The sequence below is a fragment of the Candidatus Rhodobacter oscarellae genome (assembly GCF_001078595.1).
Lineage (GTDB): Bacteria > Pseudomonadota > Alphaproteobacteria > Rhodobacterales > Rhodobacteraceae > Rhodobacter_B > Rhodobacter_B oscarellae.
This window is the reverse complement of the sequence record NZ_LFTY01000001.1, coordinates 428972-449883: the sequence shown is the minus strand read 5'-3', so window position 1 is coordinate 449883 and position 20912 is coordinate 428972. Positions and strand designations below refer to the sequence as shown.

Annotated in this window: 19 protein-coding genes; 11 read left to right on the top strand and 8 right to left on the bottom strand. The window is 62.8% G+C overall.

From position 1 onward, the window contains the following. Positions 1-42: 42 nt before the first annotated feature. From AIOL_RS02105 to AIOL_RS02095, 3 genes are all read right to left on the bottom strand, one after another. Positions 43-1368: an ABC transporter permease gene (locus tag AIOL_RS02105; RefSeq protein ID WP_082152382.1), complete on the bottom strand. Its 1326-nt coding sequence runs from the start codon at positions 1366-1368 to the stop codon at positions 43-45. Next, positions 1368-2171 (bottom strand): ATP-binding cassette domain-containing protein, encoded by an 804-nt coding sequence (locus AIOL_RS02100; protein WP_049641364.1) that lies wholly within the window; start codon positions 2169-2171, stop codon positions 1368-1370. The genes AIOL_RS02105 and AIOL_RS02100 overlap by 1 nt, the downstream gene beginning before the upstream one ends. Positions 2172-2267: 96 nt before the next feature. After that, entirely contained in the window at positions 2268-3266 is a 999-nt protein-coding gene (locus tag AIOL_RS02095) for a taurine ABC transporter substrate-binding protein (protein WP_049641363.1), read from the bottom strand. A gap of 267 nt (positions 3267-3533) precedes the next feature. Between AIOL_RS02095 and AIOL_RS02090 the strand changes: the two genes are divergently transcribed. Continuing rightward, complete coding sequence (locus AIOL_RS02090; protein ID WP_049641362.1) at positions 3534-4937, top strand: aminotransferase family protein; 1404 nt, start codon at positions 3534-3536, stop codon at positions 4935-4937. 172 nt (positions 4938-5109) lie between these two features. Continuing rightward, positions 5110-5682 (top strand): GNAT family N-acetyltransferase, encoded by a 573-nt coding sequence (locus AIOL_RS02085; protein WP_082152381.1) that lies wholly within the window; start codon positions 5110-5112, stop codon positions 5680-5682. A gap of 245 nt (positions 5683-5927) precedes the next feature. On the opposite strand, the gene AIOL_RS02080 is transcribed toward AIOL_RS02085, so the two are convergent. Beyond that, complete coding sequence (locus tag AIOL_RS02080) at positions 5928-6647, bottom strand: aspartate/glutamate racemase family protein (RefSeq protein WP_049641360.1); 720 nt, start codon at positions 6645-6647, stop codon at positions 5928-5930. 65 nt (positions 6648-6712) lie between these two features. On the opposite strand from AIOL_RS02080, the gene AIOL_RS02075 reads away from it, so the two are divergent. After that, positions 6713-8404, top strand: a complete 1692-nt coding sequence (locus AIOL_RS02075; RefSeq protein WP_049641359.1) for a thiamine pyrophosphate-binding protein — start codon at positions 6713-6715, stop codon at positions 8402-8404. Between the two features lie 57 nt (positions 8405-8461). Here AIOL_RS02075 and AIOL_RS02070 read toward each other — a convergent pair whose 3' ends face one another. Continuing rightward, positions 8462-9361 carry a LysR substrate-binding domain-containing protein gene (locus tag AIOL_RS02070; protein ID WP_235438832.1) on the bottom strand — a complete coding sequence of 300 codons (900 nt, stop codon included), beginning with the start codon at positions 9359-9361 and terminating at the stop codon, positions 8462-8464. Positions 9362-9442: 81 nt separating this feature from the next. On the opposite strand from AIOL_RS02070, the gene AIOL_RS02065 reads away from it, so the two are divergent. From AIOL_RS02065 to AIOL_RS02045, 5 genes are all read left to right on the top strand, one after another. Next, positions 9443-10567 carry an enolase C-terminal domain-like protein gene (locus AIOL_RS02065; protein WP_049641358.1) on the top strand — a complete coding sequence of 375 codons (1125 nt, stop codon included), beginning with the start codon at positions 9443-9445 and terminating at the stop codon, positions 10565-10567. Next, positions 10564-11802 (top strand): NAD(P)/FAD-dependent oxidoreductase, encoded by a 1239-nt coding sequence (locus AIOL_RS02060; protein ID WP_049641357.1) that lies wholly within the window; start codon positions 10564-10566, stop codon positions 11800-11802. Before AIOL_RS02065 ends, AIOL_RS02060 begins: the two co-directional genes overlap by 4 nt. 38 nt (positions 11803-11840) lie before the next feature. Continuing rightward, a complete protein-coding gene (locus tag AIOL_RS02055; RefSeq protein ID WP_049641356.1) occupies positions 11841-12833 on the top strand; it encodes a TRAP transporter substrate-binding protein in 993 nt (330 codons plus the stop codon). Positions 12834-12894: 61 nt separating this feature from the next. Then, a complete protein-coding gene (locus tag AIOL_RS02050) occupies positions 12895-13443 on the top strand; it encodes a TRAP transporter small permease (RefSeq protein ID WP_049641355.1) in 549 nt (182 codons plus the stop codon). Between the two features lie 6 nt (positions 13444-13449). After that, on the top strand, positions 13450-14760 hold the full coding sequence (locus AIOL_RS02045) for a TRAP transporter large permease (RefSeq protein WP_049641354.1): 1311 nt from the start codon (positions 13450-13452) through the stop codon (positions 14758-14760). A gap of 218 nt (positions 14761-14978) precedes the next feature. Here AIOL_RS02045 and AIOL_RS26300 read toward each other — a convergent pair whose 3' ends face one another. After that, on the bottom strand, positions 14979-15311 hold the full coding sequence (locus AIOL_RS26300) for a helix-turn-helix domain-containing protein (RefSeq protein WP_049641353.1): 333 nt from the start codon (positions 15309-15311) through the stop codon (positions 14979-14981). 227 nt (positions 15312-15538) lie between these two features. Here AIOL_RS26300 and AIOL_RS02035 point away from each other — a divergent pair, with 227 nt between their 5' ends. From AIOL_RS02035 to AIOL_RS02025, 3 genes are all read left to right on the top strand, one after another. Next, positions 15539-16384, top strand: coding sequence for a LysR family transcriptional regulator (locus AIOL_RS02035; protein ID WP_049641352.1), 846 nt, complete (start codon positions 15539-15541; stop codon positions 16382-16384). A gap of 90 nt (positions 16385-16474) precedes the next feature. Next, a complete protein-coding gene (locus AIOL_RS02030) occupies positions 16475-17260 on the top strand; it encodes a hypothetical protein (protein WP_049641351.1) in 786 nt (261 codons plus the stop codon). A gap of 111 nt (positions 17261-17371) precedes the next feature. Beyond that, on the top strand, positions 17372-18508 hold the full coding sequence (locus AIOL_RS02025; RefSeq protein WP_049641350.1) for an MFS transporter: 1137 nt from the start codon (positions 17372-17374) through the stop codon (positions 18506-18508). Between the two features lie 66 nt (positions 18509-18574). Here the strand turns inward: AIOL_RS02025 and AIOL_RS02020 are convergent, their stop codons facing one another. Both AIOL_RS02020 and AIOL_RS02015 read right to left on the bottom strand, forming a co-directional pair. Then, on the bottom strand, positions 18575-19708 hold the full coding sequence (locus tag AIOL_RS02020; protein ID WP_049641349.1) for a substrate-binding domain-containing protein: 1134 nt from the start codon (positions 19706-19708) through the stop codon (positions 18575-18577). Positions 19709-19794: 86 nt separating this feature from the next. Further along, on the bottom strand, positions 19795-20907 hold the full coding sequence (locus AIOL_RS02015; RefSeq protein WP_200898718.1) for an ABC transporter permease: 1113 nt from the start codon (positions 20905-20907) through the stop codon (positions 19795-19797). Positions 20908-20912: the final 5 nt, after the last annotated feature.

Sequence of the window (20912 nt, the reverse complement as noted above, 5' to 3'; positions counted from 1 at the left end):
AAACGCGCATGCGCGCGATGCCGCGTAAACCGCCGAGCGGCGCTACCCGCGACCCTTCCAAGGCACCAGGAAGTTCTCGGCCTGGCGCATCATGATGTCGATCATGTAGCCGATGATGCCGATCAGGATGATGCCAACGATCACGATGTCGGTCAGCTGGAACTTCGACGCCGCGATGATCATCTTGCCGGCGCCCTTCTCGGCGGCCACAAGCTCGGCGGCCACCACGGTGCCCCAACAGACGCCCATGGCGACACGCGCGCCGGTGAAGATCTCTGGCAAGCTGTTCGGCAGGATCACCTTGGACAGGATCTGGCGCTTGGTCGCGCCCAGCGAGTAGGCGGCGTGCACCTTCGAGATGTTCACGCCGGACACGCCCGCCCGCGCCGCGATCGTCATGATCCAAAGCGCGGCCAGGAACAGCAGCGAGATCTTGCCCTGCTCGCCGATGCCGAACCAGATGATCACCAGCGGGATCAGCGCCAGGGGCGGCACCGGGCGCATGAACTCGACGATCGGGTCGAACCAGCCCCGCATCCAAGAGTTAAGGCCCATCGCGAACCCAAGCGGGATGCCAAACAGGCAGCCCAAGCCAAAGCCCACCACGACCCGGATCAACGACCAGAACACGTTCTCCCATAGGCCCACATTCTGGTAGCCCTCGGCGTTCAGCTGCCAGAACCGCTTCCACACCTGCTCGGGCGGCGGCAGATAGAGCGCCTCCATTGTCCAGCCGGTGTCCGGTTTGATAAAGAGCGAGCCCTTGCCGGTCATCTCGACAGTGGCATCCGAATAGGTCACCGGGCTGTCGGACGAGATCGGCTGACCGTTCACATGGGTGACCCTAAAGCCGTCCTCCTTGCCGCCCTCGTCGTTGTTCTGCACGCGCAAGACCTTCGAGCGCCGCTCGGCCACGACCACGATGTCGTCCTTGGCAAAGCCGTCTCCGCCATCCTTGCCCTCGGGCTTCTCGACGCCCTCCTCGCCAAAGGCGTGGACCCGCACAAAGACCATGCCCGTGTCCGTGTCCCCCGCCGGGTTGACGGCGGTGTATTCAAACTGCGTATCGCCGGTAAACGGCTGCGGCAGGGTGAAGGGCAACAGGTTGGACCCGGTGGCCACGCCCCACAGCACGAACACCGCCACCACCGCCGCGATCGAGGCGATCCGGTTGGCCACAACCGAGCTCTCGTCGCCGAAGGTCACCGTCTTCAGGCTGCCATAGCCCGTCCCCGCACGGTTGCGCGTGAACAGCGAGTGCACGAACCAGCAGCCCGCCGAGATCGCCAGGTAGATTGCAAAGATCCCGGCGATCCCGAGGATCATCCAGAATGTCGATACGAGGAGGTCTAGAATTTCCTGTCCCATTAGGCGGTCTCCGTCCGGCCCATGATTTCCTCTTCCATGTCCCAGATCATGTTGAGGATCTCATCGCGTTTCGGACCGAAGTCCGCATGTTGTTTCACTTCGCGCAGGTCGGCGCCGACGCCGAGCTCTGCGAAGGGGAGGCGGTATTCCGTGTGCACCCGGCCCGGGCGCGGGGCCATGACCAGAAGGCGCTCGCCCAGCAGCAACGCCTCTTCCACCGAGTGGGTGATCAGGATGATCGTCTTGCCGGTCTCTTTCCAGATATCCAGCACCAGCGACTGCATCTTCTCGCGCGTCAGCGCGTCCAGCGCGCCCAGCGGCTCGTCCATCAGGATCACGTCGGGGTCATTGGCCAGGCAGCGCGCCAGCGCGACCCGCTGCTGCATCCCGCCCGACAGCTCGTAGATCATCTTCTCGCCGAAATCCTGCAGGCCCACGATGCCCAGAAGCTCGTTCACTTTGGCGTTGATCGTGCCTTGGTCGACGCCGGCCATCGAGGGGCCGAAACCGATATTCTTGGACACGTTCATCCACTCGAACAACGCGCCTTGCTGGAACACCATGCCCCGCTCAGAGCTTGGCCCGGTGACGTGGTTGCCCGCCAGCGCGACTTTGCCGCCCGTGGGCGCAAGAAAGCCCGCCAGTATGTTCAAAAGCGTGGTCTTGCCGCAGCCCGAGGGCCCCAGCACCGACATCAGTTCGCCCTCGTTAATGTCGAGGTTGATGTTCTTTAGCGCTTCGACCTTGCCGCCGTCGGGCAGTTCGAACGTCATGGATACGTCGTCGATCACCAGACCTGACATGCGCTCCCCCTCTTGCCTGTTGGTGTTACATTTGAAATGGGCGCGGCCGTCGAAATGACCGCCGCGCCCGAATGTTTCCCTTAAGCGCAAGGGGTCTTACATCTCCGACGCGGCCTGCAGGTAAGAGCTGTTGACCAGCGGCGCGTAGTCATCAAGCGCCGTCAGCTGGCCGTTGGCTTCCAGGCTGGCCGCAGAGTTCGCGAGGAACTCAACCACGCCGCCGCCCATCCAGCTGTCGGACAGCTGCGTCGCGACGTCGGGAAAGCGGAAGGTGCCGATCACCGCGGCGGTGCCCTCGGCGTCCATGCCGGCGGCCTTGGCGATGTCGCCCATCATACCGCTGGCATCAGCCGCATACATCGCGTTCATGTCGGCTGTGACCTTGAGGAACTTCGCCAGCAGCTCGGGGTTCTCTTCGCCGAACTCGGTCGGGATCGAGGTCACGTCAAACACCTTGCCGACAACGTCCTCTTTCGCCTGACCCTCAAGCAGCGGGTTGCCGTATTCCTTCATGCGGCGCAGCGGGCCGCCCCAGCCGCAGACCATGTCCAGCGAGCCGTTGGCGAAGGCCGCTGCACTGTCCACCGGCGACATGTCGACGACCTTCATCGTCGCGGTGTCGACGCCGAAATGCTCCATCTGCGTCAGGAAGCCCGAATGCGCCATCGTGCCCAGCGGCACGCCCACCTCTTTGCCTTCCAGCTCGGCCGCGTTCTCGGCGGTGATCTCTAGTTCGGAGCGCACAACGCAGTTGTCGTTGTCCGAGTAAGACACCGCGATATCGACGATCTGCAGGTCCTGACCGGCGGCGGTGGCCACCAGGAAGGGCGTCACGCCTTGGCTGAACGAGATGTGCACATCGCCCGAGGCCATCGCCGCAGACATCGCGGTTCCGGCGTCGAAGGACACCCAGTTGACCTTCACGCCAAGCGCCTCGTCGTACAGGCCCTGGACCTGCGCGAACTGGTTCGGTGTGGGCCACTCGAGGAAGTAGGCGACGGTGATCTCGTCGAGATGCCCGTCGGCGAAAGCTGCGCCGCCGGCAATCATCGCTGCACCAGCGACCGCACTCATCAGCGTGAACTTTGTTTTCATGTAGTGTCTCCCAGTTGGTATTTTGTTTGAAATTCCGCCCGTGAAGTTATGCGTACGGGCGATGGTGGCATTGGTTCTTCGCAAGGTCCAGGGAATTCTGTCCCTATTGAGTGGGCGGACTGTAGGGGGGCGAAGGCGCGTCCGGCAAGTTTGGCGTGGAACTGGCGCTACGGGCTCGGTGCCGCTGGCCCTATATCGAGTCTCATTTTTAGGTAATTTTAGATGCTTGAAGTTTCCCAGCCATCTCACCTGAACGGAGCCCGCGCGATGAACGTCTATATCTCTCCCAATGATCTCGAAGCGGTCGTCGAGGCGGATCGCGCCCATGTCTGGCATCACCTCGTGCAGCACGCGCCCTGGACCGGTGACGCGCCCAAGGGGGACCCGCGCATCATCGTCGAGGGCAAGGGCCTGCGCGTCTGGGACCAGCACGGCAAAGAGCATATCGATGCCGTGGCGGGCGGGGTCTGGACCGTGAACGTGGGCTATGGCCGCGAGAGCATCGCCGACGCCGTGCGCGAGCAGATCCTGCGGATGAACTTCTTTGGCGGCACGGTGGGGTCAATTCCCGGCGCACAATTCGCCGAGAAGCTGATGACCAAAATGCCCGGGATGACGCGGCTCTACTATGCGAACTCGGGGTCCGAGGCGAACGAGAAGGCGTTCAAGATCGTCCGGCAGATCGCGCATAAGCGATATGGCGGCAAGAAGCACAAGGTTCTCTATCGTGACCGCGACTACCATGGCTCGACGCTGGCCACGATGTCCGCGGGCGGGCAGGACGAGCGCAACGCGCAATACGGCCCCTTCGCGCCGGGCTTTGTGCGGGTGCCGCATTGCATGGAGTACCGCAAGCACGAGCAGGACGGCGCGCCGGTCGAGAACTACGGCGAATGGGCCGCGGATCAGATCGAGAAGGTGATCCTGGCCGAAGGCCCCGACACCGTGGGCGCGCTGTGCCTAGAGCCGGTGACCGCGGGCGGTGGCGTGATCACCCCGCCAGAGGGCTATTGGCCGCGCGTACAGGAGATCTGCAAAAAGTACGACATCCTGCTGCATATCGACGAGGTCGTCTGTGGCATGGGTCGCACCGGCACCTGGTTCGGCTATCAGAACTACGACGTACAGCCGGATATCGTGACGATGGCCAAGGGCGTGGCCTCGGGCTATGCGGCGATCTCGTGCTGCGTGACCACCGAGGCCGTGTTCGACATGTTCCGCGACGACAGCAGCGATCCGCTGAACTACTTCCGGGACATCTCGACCTTTGGCGGTTGCACTGCGGGGCCCGCCGCGGCGCTAGAGAATATGCGTATCCTTGAGGATGAGGGCCTGCTGCAGAACACCCTGGATATGGGCGCGCGTTTGATCGCCAACCTGAATGCTATGGCGGAGAAGCACGCGGTAATCGGCGATGTGCGCGGCGCGGGTCTGTTCTGTGGAGCCGAGCTTGTGGCGGACCGGGGGTCCAAAGACCCTGTGGCGGAGGCCATGGTTGGTGCGGTTGTTGCGGATTGTAACCAGCAAGGCGTGATCATCGGGGCGACCAACCGCTCTGTTCCTGGTCGCAACAACACGCTTTGCTTCTCGCCGCCGCTGATCGCCACGGCAGATGACATCGACGCAATCACTGATGCGGTGGATGGCGCTTTGGGGCGGGTGTTTGGTTAAGAATCGGCAAAAGGGCCGCGCAATAAGTTAACGGCCCGTTTCCAAAGTTTACCCCCTCCCTACCGCCCTTTATCCTTGGGCGATTCGGTGAATATTTATGAAACGCAGCTGCGATTGGTCGCGCTGCGTTCCGCAATTTTCATACCGCAAACCGCGATCGGAGATGCTCGTCATGTGGCCCAGCCCTGTCACCTTTCAAGGCCAACACGCAACGCTCGCGCCGCTCAGCCAAGCGCATGCCGCCGATCTGGCCGAGGCCAGCGCGGATGGCGACCTGCACAGGCTCTGGTACACAACCGTGCCCGCCCCTGAGGACGTGCCCGCCGAGATCGAACGGCGGTTGGGGCTGTCCAATATGCTGCCCTTTGCGATCCTGGACCCCTCGGGGAAGGCCGTGGGCATGACCACCTACATGAACATAGATGCCGCGAATAAGCGGGTGGAGATCGGCTCGACCTGGTACCGTAAGGCCGTGCAGCGGACCCCAATGAACACCGAATGCAAACTGATGATGCTTCGCCATGCCTTCGAAGAGCTGGGCTGCATCGCGGTCGAGTTCCGCACGCATTTCGTCAACGTGCAGAGCCGCCGCGCAATAGAACGGCTTGGCGCGAAACTGGACGGCGTTTTGCGCAGCCACATGGTGGTGGCGAATGGATCGATCCGCGACACGGCCTGCTACTCGATCATCGCCAGCGAGTGGCCGAGTGTTCGAGCGAATCTGGAGTTTCGTCTGGGGCGTTAGGGTGGAAGATGGCGCTGGGCAATTTTGGCCTGGAGCAGGTCTTTGGGGGCGCCAAATCTCTTGCAAGAGATTTGCACTTTCCTTGCAAGGAAAGTGGCCCCCCGCGCCGGTAAGAGGTTGCAATAGAGTGATCATTTCGTGGCGCGCTGAAGAAACTCTTGTAAGAGTTTCGCAATTTTCTTGCAAGAAAATTGCGGCGCGCCAATGCCCACTCCAGGTTAAACTGACCTCATGATCGAACCGCTCTACACCAGCGGATAACGCAATGGTGAAAGCCCAGCCTGGAACCAGCTGACAAAATCAACCATCGAGTATGTTGGCAGGCCCGTCGCGCGCTGAATGTCGGCGGCATAGGGGCACATATTGGTGCATTCCAGCACGATGGCACCAAGCTCACTATGCGCGGCCTGAAGCTGCAGGGCGGCCGCCACGTTGTCGGCGCGCGCCAGGTCCACATCCAGCTCCTCTTCGTTGCCCAAGATGGCGCGCGTGAATTCCTGGCCGCCCTCGGTGGTGCCAATCGGTGTGCCGTCGGGCACTCCTGCCGCCTGCAGATGCGCCGGCGTGAGGTTGGAGCCCGAGATCGTCAGCACTCCAGCCCGCTTGTCTGACGGCAAGAGAGCGTTCACCATCGGCACCTGCATCAGGGAAGACGTCAGCACGGGCACCTCTACCGCCGCCGCGAGTTCCGCCTGGAACAGTGACAGGAACCCGCAATTGGTGGTGATGCCTGTCGCGCCGTCCGCCACCAGGCCCCGCGCGGCGTCGATGAACGCATCCAGCGTCCCCTCTGCGCCTTGGCGCACCACCCGGTCCGGGCTGGCGCCGCGCACCACGCGGTAGAGCACGGGGAAGGGCCAGGTCACGGCATTGCCCATGTCGCCGGGGATGCGGGGGAACCGCGCGTCCAGCATCAAAATCCCGACGCTCGCGCCGTAGATGGATTTGCCGCCCCTTGCCTTCATTGCGTCCTCCTCCCGTTGACTCGGCGATGTTAACGGGTTTCCAGTGGCGGCCAAGGGGGATCGTTATGACACGGACAAACGAACTGACCGGGGCCGAGGCGATGGTGCGCATGCTGGAGGCCTATGGCGTGCGGCACATCTTCGGGCTTTGCGGGGACACCACGCTGCCGTTCTATGACGCGCTGGCGCGGCTCGATCATGACATGACCCATTTTCTGACCCGCGATGAACGCCACGCCTGCTATATGGCGGATGCTTATGCCCGCGTGACGGGGCGACCCGGCGTGTGCGAGGGACCATCCGGGGGCGGCGCGACCTACATCCTTCCCGGTTTGGTGGAGGCGAATGATTCTTCGGTGCCCGTTCTGGCGATCACCACCGATGTCGCCACCACATCGCGCGGGAAATACCCTCTGACCGAGCTTGACCAGGTCGCGCTGATGAAGCCGCTGACCAAGTGGAACGCCTCGCTGGACAATGCCGCGCGGCTGCCCGCGATGATGCGCCAAGCGTTTCGGGCGATGACCACGGGGCGCCCCGGCTCGGTGCATCTGGCGCTGCCCTTCGACACGCAAAAGAACGCGGTGGATGCCGCCGAGCTCTGGGCGGATCCGCGGCACCGCAGCTTCCCGACGGAGCGCGCGGCGCCTGTCCCGGACGCGATCCTAGAGGCCGCGGACATGCTGGGCGCGGCGCAATCGGCGGTTGTGATCTGCGGCGGCGGGCCGGTGCTGGCGGGCGCGGAGGGCGCCCTGCAACGCCTTGCAGAGCTCTGCGACCTGCCAATCGCCACAACGGTCTCGGGGCAGGGCAGCCTGGCAGAGACCCACCCTCAGGCGCTGGGCGTTGTCGGCTCGAACGGCGGCGTGGCCGCCACAAGAGACGTGATTGATGCCGCGGATCTTGTCATATTTGTCGGGTGCCGCGCCGGGTCCGTGACCACCGAGCGCTGGCGCTCGCCCGAGCCGGGCACGAAGATCGTCCATATCGACAGCGACCCAATGGTGATTGGCGCGAACTACGCCACGGATGTGGCGATCTGCGCCGACGCTAGGTTGGCGCTGGAGGCACTGGTCGCCGAGATGGCGGGCCGTAGGATCGCACCCCAAAGGGGCGCCGCCCGTGCCAAGAGCGCTTGGGAGGCCAAGCTGGCAGGTTTCGCGCCACTTGCGACCAGCCCGGAGCGCCCAATTCGTCCAGAGGCGGTGATGGCCGCGCTGATGGATCTCTTGCCGCAGGATGCGGTGGTCTGCGCGGATCCGGGCACGCCGTGCCCGTATTTTTCTGCCCATTACCGCTGGCCCTTGGCGGGGCGGCACTTCATCACCAACCGCGCGCATGGAGCGCTGGGCTACTCACTGGCGGCGGCCATCGGCGCCCAGGTGGGGCGGCCCGATGCCACGGTCTTGTCGGTGATGGGAGACGGCTCCTTTGGCTTTGCCTGCGGAGAATATGAGACCATCACACGCTACAACCTGCCCATCAAATCCATCGTGTTCTCCAATGCGACCTTTGGCTGGATCAAGGCGGGTCAGAACGCCGGGTTCGACCAGCGGTTCTACAACGTCGATTTCAACCGGACCGACCACGCGGCGGTGGCGTCGGCATTCGGCGTGCGCAGCTGGACCGTCAGCGATCCCGCCGAGCTGAAACAGGTGCTGGGCGAAGCCTTGGCGCATGACGGCCCAACGCTGGTCGATGTGATCAGTCAGCCGCTGCATGAGGCTGCCGCGCCGGTGAGCGAGTGGGTCGCGTAAAGACGGCGTTATTCTCACCGTCGGTCTGCGCCGCCGCTCGCCCCGGTCGATACCGGATCATTGCTCGGCAAGATGGGCGCGAATCTTGCTTAGGAACTGCTGCCCAAGCGCTGAAATCGGCCGCCCCTCGGCGGTCACAATCATGAGGTCAAGCATGATTTTTGGCCGGAATGGGCGCAGCACATAGCCCATGTCATCGGTATCGATGCGCGCGAACGGCGCGACCAGCGTCGCCCCGACGCCCTGGCGCACAAGGTTCAGCGCGTTCTGAAACAGATCGGTCTGGCAGCGGATCTTGAGCGTGGCCCCGCTGGTGTGGAATGCCTCGGCGCTGCGGCGGGTCACCATGTGATCGGCCCCAAGCACGATAAACGGATGCCCGTCCAGGATCTCGGGCGTCAGCACCTCGTGCTTGGCCAAAGGGCTGCCCTGGGGGAGCGCGCAGAAGGTCTCGAACGTATAGAGTTCATGCGACAGGCCATCTTGCAACAAGGGCATTTCGCAGATCCCGATCTCATAGAGCCCCGCCGCGACCCATTCCTGGATGCGCGCCGAATATTGCGACTGAAACGAGATGCTGAGATCTGGCTTGTCGGCAACAAAATCGGCGATCAAGTTGGGCAGGAAACCCGCCGCCAAGGCATGGGTTGCGGCAAGCTGCAGCTGGCCCACGCGCTGGTTTTGCAGATCCAATACTGCCTGGCTGACCTGGTCAAGCCCGCGCACGAGCGTCTCTACCTCGCGATAGAGCACTTCGGCCTCGGGGGTCGGCACCAGTCGCCCGCGCTGGCGCTCAAACAGGCGCAATTTGGTGGACCCTTCCAGTTGCGCCAATAGGTTCGAAATGCCCGGTTGCGAGATCCCCAGCGCTTCCGCGGCGCCGGTCACCGTGCCGGTCTCTATCGTGGCATAGAAGGCTTGGTATTGCCGGAAATTGAGCGCCATGATCCGCAGCATATCACTTCTTGTGATGCCTTGGGTAAAAATTTATATTGGAAATGATGGGGTTTGCTCGTCAGGCTACGAGTTGGGGATTTCATGTCTGAGCTAGCGCAGAAGATCATCGGTTTTGACGTCTGGCACCTTGAGGTGCCCGTCACGTCGCGCCGTGATCACGGCATTGGCAGCATCGAGGGCGGGTTCGAGGTCGTGGTGCTGCGCCTGACCACCGAGGACGGCACCCAGGGCTGGGGAGAAGCGGCCTGCTGGTCGGTCTTCACCGGCTCGCCCGAGGCGAGCCTTGCCGCGCTGGATCGCTACATCCGGCCGCTGGTGGAGCAGCGCCCCGTCGGGGCGCGGGCCGAGATCATGGCACAGGCGCGCTATGTCGTGGCGCACGCGACCGAGGCCAAGGCCGCGCTGGAATCCGCGCTGCTGGATCTAGAGGGCAAACTGACTGGCGTGCCTGTCCACGCGCTTTTGGGCGGTAAGGTGCGGGACCGCGCGCCGCTGTCGGTGTCCATCGCCAACCCCGATTTCGACCAGGATATCGCGCTGATGGAGCGCATCCGCGACGAGGGCGTGCGGCTGGTCAAGCTCAAGACCGGGTTCAAGGATCACGCGTTCGACGTGCTGCGCTGCGAACACATCCGCGCGCATTTCCCCGAGTTTGGCCTGCGGCTGGACTATAACCAGGGGCTCCCGACGGCCGAGGCCGAGGCAAGCGTGCTGGACCTGGCCGCCTTCGCGCCGGATTTCATCGAGCAGCCGGTGCGCGCCTACGAGTTCGACTGCATGGCGGCCCTGCGCAAGATCTGCCCGGTGCCTTTGCTGGCTGACGAGAGCGTGTTTGGACCCGAGGACATGCACCGCGCGGCGCGCGAGGGCATCGCCGATGGCGTCTCGATCAAGGTGATGAAATCCGGCGGGCTGACCCGGGCGCAGGAGACCGCGCGGCTGGCCGTGCAGGCGGGCTGGACGGCCTATGGCGGCGATATGCACGAGACGGGGTTGGCGCATCTGGCGGGCGCGCATCTGATGGCCGCCACGCCAGAGATCACGCTGGGCTGCGAATTCTACCACGCGACCTACTACGTCCGGGAGGACCTTTTGGCCCAGCCATTCCCGGTCAAAGACGGGCATGTGGTGGTTCCAGATGCGCCCGGGCTGGGGCTTGATCCGGACCCCGAAAAGATCACCAAATTCGACAAGGCGCGCGCATGACCAAGACTGTGGCCATCATCGGGGCGGGGATCGTCGGCGTCTCGACCGCGCTTTGGCTCCTGCGGGATGGGCATAAGGTGCTGATCGTAGACCGTGAGGGCCCCGCTTCGGGCACCAGCTATGGCAACGCGGGCGTCCTGGCCAGCTATTCCATCGTGCCGGTCACCGGGCCGGGGCTGATCCGCAAGGCGCCGGGGATGCTGTTTGACCGCGACCAGCCGCTGTTTCTGCGCTGGCCCTATCTGCCGAGGCTGGCGCCGTGGCTGGTGAAGTATCTCTCCCACGCCAATGCCGCCGACACCAAGCGCATCGCCGAGGCGCTGAATGGCATCGTCGGCGACAGCCTGGCGGATCATCAGGCGCTGGCCTCAGGCACGCGCGCCGAGCGGTTCATCGTGCCCAGCGATTACCTTTTCGCTTACCGGGACCGCGCGCATTACGAAGGCGACGCCTTCAGCTGGTCGATTAGGCGCGATCACGGGATGGTCTGGGACGAGGTCGAGGACGTGGCGGGCTATGACCCCAGCCTTGCGGACGATATCGGCTTTGTCGCGCGCTGCCCCAACCACGGGCGCATCATCGATCCTGGTGGATATGTCAAAGCGCTGGCGGAAGAGGCCGAGGCCTTGGGCGCGCGCATGGTCAAGGCCGAGGTCGAGGACATCGCCCACGAGAACGGCGCGGTGACAGGGCTGCGCGCGGGCGGCGAGACCATCACCTGCGATGCGGTTGTGATCGCCACCGGCGTGTGGTCGGGGCCGCTTTGCGCCAAGCTGGGCCTCAAGGTCCCGCTGGAATCGGAGCGCGGCTATCACATCGAATTCTGGGAGCCTTCGGTGATGCCAAAGGCCCCCACGATGATCGCCAGCGGCAAGTTCGTGCTGACCCCGATGGACGGGCGGTTGCGCGCCGCGGGGGTGGTGGAGTTTGGCGGGCTAAAGGCTCCGCCGTCCCGGGCGCCCTTCGAGATGCTGCGGTGCCAGGTGAAGTCCGCCCTGCCGGGCCTGACCTGCGCGCGCGAGGAAGAATGGATGGGCCACCGGCCCGCGCCACCGGACTCGATCCCCGTGATCGGCGAGATCCCAAGCGCCGCGGGCGTCTTTACCGGCTTTGGCCACCACCATATCGGGCTGACGGGCGGCCCCAAGACCGGGCGCCTGCTGGCGCAACTTATCGGCGGCAAGAAACCAAACCTTGACCTTAGGGCCTACGATCCGGCACGCTTCGCCGGGTGAGAAATCAACCATTAGAAACTCACAACAGGGAGAACTAAATGAAAACCTTTACCAAATTGATGGCGGCGACGGCGCTGAGCGCTGTGGCGGCGACGGCGGCGTCTGCCGGCGGGCACGCGCAGAAGTGGGATATGCCGATGGCCTATTCGGCCACCAATTTCCATTCCGAGAACGGCGTGGCCTTTGCCGATTGCGTGCGCGAAGGCACCGGCGGCGCGATCGACATCACCGTGCATGCCTCCGGCTCGCTCTTCAAAGGTGCGGACATCAAGCGCGCGATCCAGACCGGCCAGGTGCCGATTGGCGAGCGCCTTCTGTCCGGCCACCAGAACGAGAACGCGATCTTTGGCTTCGACTCGGTGCCGTTCCTGGCGACATCCTATGACGCCTCGGCCGAGCTTTTCGCCGCGGCAAAGCCCACGCTTGAGGGCATTCTGGCCGACCAGAACCTGACGCTGCTTTACTCGGTGCCGTGGCCGCCGCAGGGGCTCTACTTTAAGAAGGAAGTGAACTCGGTGGCCGAGATGGAGGGCATCAAGTTCCGCTCGTACAACAACGCCACCTCGCGGCTGGCCGAGCTGACCGGCATGCAGCCGGTGACCATCGAGGCCGCCGAGATCAGCCAGGCCTTTGCGACCGGCGTGGCGGAGTCGATGGTGTCCTCGGGCGCGACCGGCTACGACCGCAAGGTCTGGGAGAGCCTGACGCATTTCTACGAGGTGGACGCCTGGCTGCCCTATAACCACGTCATGGTGAATTCTGACGTTTGGGGTGGGTTGGACGCCGACACCCAGGGCGCGATGATGGCCTGCGCCGACACCGCAGCAGCGGCCGGTCTGGAGGCCTCGATTGCCTATACCGAGTTCACGCTGAACGGTCTGCGCGAGGGTGGCATGACGGTTGGTCCTGCGGGCGACCAGCTGGTGGACGACCTCAAAGAGGTCGGCGCGACCATGACCTCTGAGTGGCTTGAGGCTGCTGGTGACGATGGCGCCGCCATTGTGGACGCCTTCAAAGCGTCGATGAACTAAGCAAAACACGTAGGATGGGGTTCAACCCCATCCTACCCATAGACTTCGAGGGGCGGGGAACATGTCCACAGTTCGACGCGCGCTGGACGCGCTCTACTTCGCTGCGGGAGTGCTGGCCGCGCTCTGCCTGATCGTGATCCTGGCGCTGATCGTGATCCAGATGCTGGCGCGTTGGCCGTTTACCGCGCCGGTCTTCTTTCCGATCACCGAGGCGATCCCCGGGATCCCCGAATATGCGGGCTACGCGATGGCCACGGCCTCGTTCCTGGCCTTTGCCAACGCGCTGAACAAGGGCAGCCATATCCGGGTGTCTCTGCTGCTGAACGCGCTGGGGCCGCGGGCGCGCTGGGTCATGGAGATCTGGTGCTTTGTGATCGCCACCGCCGTGGGCTGGTATGTGTGCTACTACATCTACCGGATGCTGGGCTTCGCGATCCAATTCAACGATGTGAGCCAGGGGCAGGACGCAACGCCGTTGTGGATCGCGCAGACGCCGATGATGGTGGGCGCCGTGATCCTGGCGATCGCGCTGACGGACAACCTTCTCAACCTTATCTTCACCGGCAAGCACCGCATCGTGCGTGATGTGGCCGACGGGCACTCGGAGTAACGCGCGATGGAACAGACCTACATCATCATCCTTTTCCTCTTCATCCTGTTCCTGCTGCTGGGCACCGGCGTCTGGGTCGGCCTGGCGCTGATCGGCGTGGCTTTTGTGGGCATGGAGCTATTCACCACGCGGCCCGTGGGCGACACGATGGCCACCACGATCTGGCGCGCCTCGTCCAGCTGGACGCTGATCGCTTTGCCCATGTTCATATGGATGGGCGAGATATTATTCCGAACGCGATTATCGCAGGACATGTTCCGCGGGCTGGCCCCGTGGATGAGCCGCCTTCCCGGCGGCTTGGTGCATACCAACATCGTGGGCTGCACGGTCTTTGCCGCCGTCTCAGGATCCTCAGCGGCGACGCTGACCACCGTGGGCAAGATGTCCATCCCCGAGCTGCGCCAGCGCCAATACCCCGAGCACATGGTGATCGGCACCCTGGCGGGCGCGGCCACGCTTGGGCTGATGATCCCGCCCTCGCTGACGCTGATCGTCTACGGCGTGACCATCAACGAGAGCATCATCAAGCTCTTCTTTGCGGGCGTGGTGCCGGGGATCGTTCTGGCCTCGATGTTCATGCTCTATGTGGGTGGCTATTCCCTGTTGGCGAAAGATTGGAAGCCGATCCAGGACGCAGGCATGAGCTTTGCCGCTAAGATGCGGAACTCGCGGTTCCTGATCCCGGTGCTGTGCCTGATCGCGGCGGTGATCGGGTCGATGTTCATGGGGCTGGCGACAGCAACCGAGGCCGCGGCCATCGGGGTCATCGGCGCGCTGACCCTGGCGGCGATCCAGGGCTCGCTGACTTGGCAAACCTTCGGCGAGAGCCTGATGGGCGCCACCCGCACCAGCGCGATGATCGCGCTGATCCTGGCGGGTGCGGCGTTTTTGTCACTCGCGATGGGCTTTACCGGGCTACCGCGCGGGCTGGCGGATCTGATCGCAAGCTGGGAGCTGACACGGTTCGAGCTCTTGATGGTGCTCTTGGTTTTCTACATCATCCTCGGCTGCTTCCTGGATGGGATCTCGTCCGTGGTGCTGACCATGGCGGTGGTCGAGCCGATGGTGCGCGAGGCTGGGATCGACATGATCTGGTTTGGCATCTTCATCGTGGTGGTTGTCGAGATGGCGCAGATCACCCCGCCGATTGGGTTCAACCTGTTCGTGCTGCAGGGCATGACCAACCACGAGATGTCGTTCATCGCGAAGGCATCCATCCCGATGTTCCTGATCATGGTGCTGATGGTGTTCGTGCTGATCTGGTTCCCGGACCTGGCGACATGGCTTCCCGAGAACGTGCGCAGCGGGCCGAACTAAGGCCTGTCGACATTCCCCTCGCGCCACTGGCGCGAGGCCCAAATCGCCTGCAATGGCCCAGCCCTGCGTTGCTCGGGCTTGAAAGAGACCGCTATTCATAGCGCACAGATGCCTGGCGCTGAGCAGTCTCGGATTGAAACCAGTGATGCGTGATGAGCGCCCACAGGCCCTAAGCCGGCGCGCTTCGTATCGCTTTGGGGTGTGGAGAGTATGGCGCGCTAGGCGCCGCGCGCGACCTGCAGGTCTGGTGCCGTGCGGGACGGGCCCACGCGCATTCTCGAAACACAGGCAGGCCGGGGCTCTTGCGCAAGAATGCCTTCGAGGAAAGTTGGCGCCAACACGCCAAGCCCGCGTAGCAGCCGCACCATCACGTCGGCCGGCAGGCCAAGCTGCCCATTTTCGTAGCCGCGGATACTGTCGGCGGGCACGCTGCTGGCCTGCGCAAGGTCCTGAACGGTTTGCCCGCGCGCGGTCCGAACCTCGCATAGCCGTTTCCCAATACTATACCTTAGATAGGCGTCGCCTATGGCCTCCGGAGTTCCTCCCAACATCTTATTGTGCTCCCTTCCCTGTGCGAACCTGCGGAGAGATACTCTCCCTAAGCAAGAAGCTAGCACACGCCCACAAGGGCAGGAAATTAGTTATTAAATATACGCTTATGGTGCTTGAGATTGATAGCAGTGGATGATAAATCATACAGTAATTGATATGTGATTTATCGCAATAGGCGTCTTATATGCGTAAAAGCAATGGTAGTCGAGTAGAGCTTTCCGTGGATATGTTGCGATCTTTCGTGACGTTGGCGCGCACCCTAAACGTGTCTGATGCCGCGCAGGAGCTGGGTGTCACCCGGCAGACTTTTCGGCGCTATATCAACGACCTGGAGGTGATCCGCGGCGGCAAGCTCTTGACGCTGAAGCGGGGCCGCTATGCGTTGACCACGCTGGGCATGCAGTTCCTGCAGGACGCCAACGAGATCCTTTGGCGCGTCAATTCCTGTGATATTCGCAACCGCTACTCTCTGCGCAAGATGGACGGGTTCGAGCACAGCCAGTATTTGGGCGCGGATGGGCGCAAGTTCTATTCGCAGCAGCACAGCCTGAGCAGCGTGAACACCACGGGCTTGCCGATTGTGAAGGAGTTGCTGCGGGCCTGGGGCACCTCGGCCACTCAGCTAGAGCATGAAGAGATGGACGCCATCCGCCCGTACCTGGTGATCTACCGCCGCAGCCAGCGCGGATGGATCTGCGCCGATATCGGCGACAATTCGGCCTACGGGCGCTGGTTTGGTTCCGCATGGGCCAAGAGCGCGCGCGGCGCCCTGTCAGAGGACGATCAGGTTGGTGACGAATTCAACACGTTTGTCTCGCGCGCCTATTCCGAGATCTACTATGGCGGTAGCATTCGCATAGACCACCTGTTTGCCTACTTGCCGCGCGGCGGTTTCGACGCGCCGCAGCCCGTCAACTTTCAGCGCGTACTTGCGGGCTGCGTTTTTCCTGACGGCCAACAGGCTTTGGCAGTTCTCGTTGCGATCACCAACAGGGTCGAAATTCAGTCCATTCCCGAGGCAGAGCGTTTTGTCGTCACCGAAGAGCTTATTATGGACGGCGAAAAAATTTAGTTAATACATCCACTGATTGTTATTGCTTGGCGGTTTCGGCTGCTATGGTTCCTTTCGCGACACATTCATTTACCATGAAAGGAACCCTGAATGTCTGCCTGCAACCACTTTGAGACAATTCTGCGGATATCTGACCTTGTGAAGACCATCGAAGCTGAGGGGATGAAGCTGACCGTGGGGACGGATTTCTCCACTTACCGTAACCTGCGCTCGGCGCAATTCGAGCAGCGCCCGCTCTACCCGATGTTTGACATCCAATGCAGTTTCATCGACGCCTCCAACAGCTTTTGGATCGCGGGAACCAACGCGGCGGGGGAGCTGGTGCATACCCAGGCCATCCTAAAGCTTGATATGAGCAACACCTCATTGGACGAGCACCTGACCGTGCATCGCCAGAAATACCTGACACCTGGTCTGATCGGGGACGCGGATCAGGCGTATTTCTCGGTGCCCGGTTCCGCGGGTAACATCACCGGAGAGGTCTGCTACCACGGCGAATTCTGGCTGCAGGGCGGCGAAGAGGGCTTTCGCAAGCAGGGCTTTACCGCGCTGCTGTCACGCTTGACCTTCGAGCTGGCCTATACGACCTGGAACCCCGACTACATCTTTGGCTTGGTGCCAGCGACCATCGCGCAGAAGGGCATCGGTGTGCGCTATGGTTACTTCCACGGCGAGCCGGGGATTTGGCGCAGCGTGGATGAACGGATCCTGAGCGAAGAGTGGGTGGTGTGGATGAGCAACCATGACATCGCGCGCCTGACGCAACGTAAGCCGGACAAGCTGGCGACGCGGCCCGCGGCGCATTTTAACGGCCAATCGATCATCACGCATCTTGCTGTCGGAAATCTATCTCCGCGGTCGGAACTTACGGGTTGACTATCAGGGGTTGAACGCTGTTTTGTATGTTCGGAAAGCCAGGCTCGGGGTCCACTCGCCTGGGCGGCAAGGGTGCGCGCATTGAATTTTGAAAGAACCGTTTCGATTGCTTTGCCCATCCTTGCCAGCACCGCTTACGTGGTGGAGCTTTCCTTTGTTCCCCTAGTGTTGCCGAGCCTTCAGACTGAGTTCGGCTTAACCCGGGCCGCGTTGGCCTGGATCTTTAACGCCTACGTGGCTGCTGTGGCGATCGGTGTTCTGGTCGGAGGGCGGTTGGGCGACGGTATCGGCCCGCAGCGCATCTTTGCGATGGGGGTCGTGCTGTTCGTGGCGGGCAGCATCTTTGTGGGCATGTCCGACGCGCAGGGCGCGATTATCGTGGGACGGGTCGTGCAGGGTTTTGGTGGTGGCCTGTTCTCGCCGGTGATCCCGGTTCTATTGGCCAGGGCGGCCGCCCCGAGGCCGGGGCGATTGCTGATCCTTTGGGGCTCGATCAGCGGTTTGGTGGCGGGCCTCGCACCGCTTGCCGCGCATTACTTCCTGGGCGCGTTTGGCTGGGAGCTGGTGTTTTATGGTCTTGCGGGGCTCGCGCTTCCGGCCCTCTTTTCGGGCTTTTTCATGCGCATAGAGGGAGAGGCCGAAAGCGAGCCGGGCCACAGAGTGTCCTTGATGGCCGCTTTGCGGCAACCCGCCCGCGTTTGGTCCCTTTACGGCTATGTGTTCTGTAACTTTGGCACCATTATGCTGTTCATTTTTCTGCTGCCCTTGTCGCTGGACGAGGCGGGGTATCGGACGATTGACCAGGCTTGGATCATGCTGGTCTTTTGGGCGGTGTTCGCGGCGGCGGGGGTGGTTCTGCGCAATGCGATCGATGGCCAGGCGATTTGGTGGGTGCTGGCCGCCTCCCCGGTGCTCGTGCTGGGCGGGTATTGCGTCTTCCTTGCCGCGCTGCCCTCGGCTTGGGTGGTGATCGCGGCGGCTTTGATCGGCGTTGGGTTCGCCTGCGGAAACGCGACCTCGACCACGTTGATCCTGCGGTATTGCATCGAGGGCACGTCTTCTATGGCGGCGAGCCTCGATATCTCGATAGCCAGGCTGGGGGTGGCGATGGTGATTGCCATCGCCGCGCCGTTCGAGCTGGCGTCGGTGGTCGGTTTGGTTGCTGCTTTGTGCCTGGCGACGGCGCTGTTTGCCGTGGCTCCTTCGCCGCTCTTCCATAGGAAAGCGGCCGAGGTGAATAGCGCTTAGCGGTCATGGGCGTGGTCGGAGGCGGCACGCGATCACGCGTGCCGGCCCCGCTGGTTTCGGCTCGGTTTAGCGATCAAGCGCCCCAACACCCGAGAAGCGGAACGCCTCTTGTTCAAGCGCATCGATCTCTGCCGCGCTCATCTGATCATGTGCCACGGTGATCCGGCCCAGAAACACAAAGGGCAGCTCGTCCCCGCGGCCCTCCATGTCGGCCTTGATCGCCTCGGCGGTCGCGGCACCGACGTCGTCGCCCATGCGCATCGGGGTGGCGTCCAGCTCGCCATTGCGGATCGCCTCCAGCTCAAGGCCCGTGCCGCCCCAGCCCGTCGAGAAGATCTCTTTCTCTTTGCCCATTGCAACCTGTGCCTCCACGGATCCCATCGCCATGGCCGTGTTGGCGTTATGGACAATCGTGGCCTCGGGGTAGGCTTGCATGATGAGGCTCGTGCCATCAAAGCCGCCTTCGCGGGTGTACTGGCCATAGTGCTCATAGATTGTTGTCCAGCCGGCCTTCTCTTCGACGCAGGCTTTGAAATCACCCGAGCGCTGGTTGTCGGTGATGCCCGGGATGCCGCGGTTCATCGCCATCGTGACGCCCTCGCCAAGCCGCCCGATCATATAGTCGCACATGGTCAGCGCGCCCGCGGCCGAGGAAAAGTCGAACCAGACGTCGGGCTGGTTGCTTAGGTACTTCAGCGGGGTGTGGAAGGCCCAGACATAGGTGGAGAAGCCATCATTTCCCGCCAGCTTGTCGATATTGTCGCCCTGGGTGGCCAGCTCGGACGGGCCGAAGATCACGTAGTCGTAAAGGTCGGCGTCCTGCGACACCTGGGCCGCATAGGTCGATTGCAGCGAGTGCTCGATCTGGCGGCTGGCGAACTCGGTGGTCTCGTATTGGATGCCAAGCTGTTCCAGGCGCTTGGTCATGGCCAGATAGTTGCGCGCCCAGAAGTCGGATACATCCGCAGAGGGGTAGATCAGCGCGATCTGGATCGGGGCATCCTGCGTGCCGGCAAAGGGAACGGCCCCGGTGCCGACCACCGCCTGCATGGCCTCAAGCTTGCCTTCGGCGTTAACCTCGCCGGGCACCCAATAGTCGCGCTCGTCGAACCCCGGCAGTTTCTTCAGCGGCAGATGCCCGTCCGCGAATGCCGCGCTGGCCACGGTTGCCACGAGGGCGCTTGTCGTTAAAAGTCTCATTTGGTTCCTCCCTTTTCATGAGTGCGGAGCCACTGGCCGGTGCTAGGGCTGCATCCCCGGCCCGGCCAACCCCGCGATTTCGCTGGTCACCCGCTTGGGTTTGGGTTCCCAGCTAGCAGCGCCCCAATCGCCAAAAGCGCGATCAGACCGCCGATGATAAGCGCCACAAAGCGCAACATTTTTTGCCCCTCCGGTGTGGACAGCCCGGCAAGCCAGCCCGCCGCGCCGTCGCGGTCCTTTTTCTGCATCCAGGCATAGAGCGCTACTGACGACACGATCACCACGCCAGAGGCCACGGACTGCCAGAAGAACTCGATCCGCAGCGTCACAAGCGCGTTGATCATCATGCTCAGCAGCAGGACCCCCGCGAAGCTGCCAATCATCGAGGCCCGCCCGCCAAAGAGCGACGTGCCGCCCACGACCACAGCCGCGATGACATGCAGGTTGAAATAGGGCGCTGAGGTCGCCTGGATCGCGTTCAGCTTGCCCGTCAGCATAACGCCCGCCAGCGCCGCGCAGGCCCCGCACAGCACATAGGCATAAACCTTGTGGCGGTTCACCGCGATGCCCGTCAGCTCTGCCGCCTCGGGGTTTGAGCCGATGGCGATGGTATAGCGCCCGAAATGGCTGCGCCGCAGCAGCACAAAGCCCGCGATCATCGTCGCGATCCCGATCAGAACCGGGATCGGCACAAAGCCCGGGATCTGCCCGCGGCCGATATCCGTCAGCAAGTCCGGGAAGCGCGCCAGCACCAGCCCTTTGGCCAGCACCAAGGCGAAACCGCGATAGACCAGGTCCATCGCCAGGGTCCCGATCAGGTCCGGCACGTTGAACCGGGTGATGATCAACCCATTGATCAGCCCCATCAGCGCGCCCAGCATGATCGCGATGGGCACCGCGATGTAGACTGAGAACCCGTATTGCTTGATCAGGAAGGCCATGATGATGCCCGACAGCGCCGCGATGGAGCCAATTGACAGGTCTATCCCGCGCTGGGTGATCACGAATGTCATCGCCATGGCCATCGGCATGTAAAGCGCGGCGTCCAGCAAGATCAGATTTATGTTCGAGGCGCGAAAGTACCGGGTTGGTTCCGCCACGCCCATGAACAGCAGGATCGCCAGGATCATCACCATGGGGCCGATGATGGCAATATAGGGCTCTAGCCGCTCGGCCAGGGGCTTATGTGTCTCAGCCATGGACA